Genomic DNA, 3800 nt, shown 5'->3' with positions numbered 1-3800 from the left:
CGTGAACCAAAAGTCTGTGCCTATCCAACTTCGCCAACAAGCCGCAAAACACGACTTATTGTCAAAGTCTGATAGTGCTCAACTTTTACCCGGTTCACTACACCTTGTTATAAAAAAACAAACAGTCTCCAACACACTGTTTGCTTTCTATCTACAAGTTTTGATCCATTGCAAATGCTCTTGTAATTTGGGATCATTTGCAATCGCTGGATCTTGTGCCCAGTTATCTCCATAAGTTTGGTCCAGATAACTAATATGTTATGTGTCCGGACCCGCACCTCCTCACGCTCTGACATTTTTTTCGCTCCCTTAAAACCAGCTTAGCTAATTTCTATTAATTTTATCATAGCTCATTTTAGGAAAATAAGTCCAAAATAAGCTTTATCAGTCAGGAAGTCATTGTAAAGCATATTTTTCAACCGCGACTGCCAGGCCATCGTGTTCATTATCTGTAGTGACTACCTGGGCTTCTTTTTTGACTAGTGGATTAGCATTCCCCATTGCGACCCCTAATCCAGCTGCTGAGATCATCGTCAAGTCATTATTCTGGTCTCCAGCCGCCATTATCTCGCTGGGTTTAATTTTTAATTTGGCTGCTAATTCCACCATTGCTTGCCCCTTCGAGGCCAAAGGATGCATAAATTCAAAGAACCACTCTTCACTATGAACACTATAATATTTATCTCTGATTTTCTCTGGCAAACTCACTAACGCTTCAGTCAAAATCTGCGGTGCATCCGCCCACATATATTTGGCAAGGCAGGAGATTCCTGCAGATGTTGCATTGGGCCTGACATGCAGCGGCATCTTAGTGAAATACGAATCCATTACTGATACTGGGCTAACATCAGGTGTTGTGACATAGATATTCCCATCGGGAGTCACTGCTTGTCCTCTCACACCTAAATCATGAGCTAGTTTATCTAAGACCTGAAAGTCTTTACCAGTTAATAAATTTGAGATCAATGGTCCAGAACAAGTTGATCGTTGAACTTGAGCACCGTTAAAGGTAATAACGTAGTCATCCGCACTATCTAAGCCCAACTCTGCCAAATATTGCTCAACACCCACCAACGGCCGTCCACTGCATAATACTATGTACACACCTTGCCGTCTTGCTGCTTGTAAGATCTCCTTAGTATGTGTTGTGATCTGTTTATTGTTATTCAGCAAAGTTCCGTCAATATCTGTCGTGATCATTTTGATAGCCATAGGTAATTCTCCTTTCCTGAGTCTTTTCCCTTATTCTAACTTATTTTAAGGTTCAAAACCGGAATATTTTTTCCATCCAGACTCAAATGACCCACCAGCCTCCTGTCTTAGACTGATGGGTCACGTTTTCCTTTATTCTATCCTATTATCTTCGATCAACTCTTGTTGTTGCTCGTACAAGTCTTTTGTAATAAAAACAGGATATTCATCTGGATATAACAAACGTTTTTTAGATGCCGGCAACTCTGCCAACTTCTTTTTACTATATTTCTGAATTTCAAATACACTTGGGTCGCCTGTCAGTAACTGACCTTGTTCATTCAAGGCTTCTTTTTGCAATTCAACGGCCTGAATGTTTCTCAAGGTCCGATACCTCTTAGTCGCTTCTGGATCAGCGCTTAAAACTTTCATTTCAGTAATATTTTCTGCAATCTTTTCATCCCGCAGCGAAACAAGGTCGGCAAATGGAGAGCCTGTCCGCGGATCATACAAACGATAAATCTGTTTACGACCAGGAAGCGTTAATTTACCTAAGCTGGCACTGACCTTAACTTTAGGATACCAAATACCATCATCTTTTTGAACAGCCCCTAATTTGTAAACGCCGCTTAAAACAGGAGAGCTGGCACTCGTGATCAAGTTTTCACCTACACCAAAATTATCGATTGCAGCGCCTTCACTGACCAAAGATTGGATAATATGTTCATCCAAAGCATTGGAAGCCGTGATCGTTGCTTTAGGATACCCAGCATTGTCTAACATTTTACGGGCTTGGGTTGACAATTGAGTAATATCACCGGAGTCGATCCGGATCCCGAATTTCTGATAGCCTTTAGTTGCTAATTGATCAAATACTTTGATTGCGTGGGGCACACCAGATTCCAAAACATCATAGGTATCGACTAACAATGAACAATTTTGCGGGTAGATCTTCGCCCAAGCCTCAAAAGCTGCCAGCTCATTATCAAATGCTTCGATCCAACTGTGAGCCATCGTTCCTGCAACTGGGATCCCAAACTTTTGTCCGGCCAGCAGGTTGGAAGTACTGGTACATCCGCCGATCACTGCAGCCCGAGCACCATAAACGGCACTTGCTGGGCCTTGTGCCCGCCGAGCACCAAATTCCATGACGGCGCGACCTTTAGAGGCTGCTACGATCCTCCGTGCCTTAGTAGCGATCAACGTTTGATGGTTGATCACATTCAACAGCAAGGTTTCAAATAATTGAGCTTGCAATAATGGTCCTTCGACTGTGACAACTGGTTCGCGCGGAAAGACTGGCGTTCCTTCAGGCACTGAGTAAACCTTACATTTAAATTTAAAATCACGCAGATAATTTAAAAATTCCTGCGAAAATAATCCCAAGCCCTTTAAGTAGTCAAGATCTTCCTGTTCAAAATGGAAATTTTGCATTTCTTTCAGTGCAGTTTCAACACCGGCTAAAACGACAAAGCGTCCATTATCCGGCAATTTACGAAAGAACATGTCAAAAGACCCTCGTTGTTCCTTCATATCTTGGTAAAAACCATTTGCCATTGTATATTCATATAAATCAGTCAATAGTGCCATGTTTCCTTGCTCGATCATTGCTCGTTCCTCCTAGAACAATTAAAAGTACTTATTACTTTTAATAAAATATAAAAAAGCCTTGCTTCAAACCTATCTTGTCAAGAGTACACTTCTTATGGTTTAATTGCAACCCAAACAAGCAACTGCCTATTTCAGACAATACAAATTAGCCGGACGGCCGCGTTTTTTGGTTGTTGCGGTCCCTATTTCCTCAAACAACTTACCATGAGTTTTTTTGAAGTTAGAGTTGTCAATACGCTCTAATTTAGTTTTCAAAAATGGAGCATACACACTGCGAGCTTCTCTCAAGGTAAAATTGTCACCTAAGATCAATAAAATATTAGGCTGATAATTTAGTTTATTTTTGATCCGCTGGCAGGCCACTTTGATGATCCAATCGTGGTCAAAAGCAAGTTGACCACTGGCAGTTTTGCCGTAGTCCGTCAAATTATGATAATACTCTTCTTGAAATTCAGTCTGAGCAACACGATACTGTTCACTGCCATTGCAAAAGCAATATTTATGATTTTTGACTGTTAGAGCAAACCACTTGGCATCTATTGCTCCATAACCAGGATCTAGTGGGGGCATTTCTGGCAAGAATGTCATATATGCCAAGGATAAGACACGTTGACCGTCACTTAAACGCTGAGGTTCAGTAAAAGTCTCCAACTGTTCAGTATGAAAAGCCGCTAATTTCAGGCCGATCTTATCGTGTACAAGACGTAAAGCTCCTTGGTCAGCACTTTCATTTTCACCTAAAAATGTTTCAGGCAACGACCACATATTTTTGGCAGGTTCTTGCGCTCGTTTAACGAGTAGCAAATTCACCTGACCTTTTTGCCGGTCAAAACTCCAGATCAGGTTAACGATATTAACCTTTGTCTCGCGATTTTCTTCTTGCATCAGCGCTCTCCTTTCAAACATTCAATTACTATTTACAACTATTATAACTGATTCAATTTCGTGATAAAACAATTGCTTTTTTACAAGGTGGAACAATGCGGTTTGAAGCTGAG

The 3800-nt window shown here is 41.1% G+C and carries 4 protein-coding genes; 1 reads left to right on the top strand and 3 read right to left on the bottom strand.

From position 1 onward, the window contains the following. The coding region (locus tag FC65_RS12585; protein ID WP_235803124.1) for a hypothetical protein at positions 1-235 on the top strand (235 nt) is incomplete at its 5' end. A 161-nt stretch (positions 236-396) separates the two neighbouring features. On the opposite strand, the gene FC65_RS09375 is transcribed toward FC65_RS12585, so the two are convergent. From FC65_RS09375 to FC65_RS09365, 3 genes are all read right to left on the bottom strand, one after another. Continuing rightward, positions 397-1212, bottom strand: a complete 816-nt coding sequence (locus FC65_RS09375; protein ID WP_010497517.1) for a Cof-type HAD-IIB family hydrolase — start codon at positions 1210-1212, stop codon at positions 397-399. 132 nt (positions 1213-1344) lie between these two features. Next, positions 1345-2799 (bottom strand): nicotinate phosphoribosyltransferase, encoded by a 1455-nt coding sequence (locus tag FC65_RS09370; RefSeq protein WP_056972471.1) that lies wholly within the window; start codon positions 2797-2799, stop codon positions 1345-1347. Between the two features lie 129 nt (positions 2800-2928). Beyond that, positions 2929-3687 (bottom strand): NUDIX hydrolase, encoded by a 759-nt coding sequence (locus tag FC65_RS09365; RefSeq protein WP_156408617.1) that lies wholly within the window; start codon positions 3685-3687, stop codon positions 2929-2931. Positions 3688-3800: the final 113 nt, after the last annotated feature.

This window comes from Ligilactobacillus acidipiscis DSM 15836, assembly GCF_001435755.1.
GTDB classification, from domain to species: domain Bacteria; phylum Bacillota; class Bacilli; order Lactobacillales; family Lactobacillaceae; genus Ligilactobacillus; species Ligilactobacillus acidipiscis.
The sequence above is the reverse complement of the archived record's forward strand: the minus strand, read 5'-3'. Positions and strand labels throughout refer to the sequence as shown.